The organism is Verrucomicrobium sp. 3C (assembly GCF_000379365.1).
In the GTDB taxonomy this organism is placed as follows: domain Bacteria; phylum Verrucomicrobiota; class Verrucomicrobiia; order Methylacidiphilales; family Methylacidiphilaceae; genus Methylacidimicrobium.
On record NZ_KB901875.1, the window covers coordinates 1,541,056 to 1,541,389 of the forward strand.

1 pseudogene is annotated in these 334 nt (G+C 63.5%); it reads left to right on the forward strand.

The window, feature by feature from the left end:
• Window positions 1-158, forward strand: a pseudogene (locus A37A_RS19195) (DDE transposase family protein); the annotation flags it as partial.
• Window positions 159-334 lie beyond the last annotated feature (176 nt).

A 334-nucleotide genomic window follows, 5' to 3' on the forward strand; every position in this document is an offset into this window, starting at 1 on the left:
GCTCCCGTCAGCCCAACCTGCTGGCCAACTTGGCGCTCATCCGTAACGCCCTCCTCTGGCTCCTCTCCGAACGCCTCGGCGAACAATCCCTCCCGCAGTTCCGCGAACGACTCCCCTCCAGTCCCAAACAATGTCTGGCCATCCCTGCCGCCGCATGAACTCCAAAACAAAAGACCCTGGCTAGCCGCCATTTCGCGTGCGCCGTGAAAAGGGTGCATCGCCCAGTGGGGAGGGAGTGATCTCCACCCGGCAACTATTGCTCCAGCCGGAAGCACTCGGAGCGGCTACTGGTGGTAACGCCAGCGGTCGAAGCCTCTGGGGGAAAAGGCCCGGG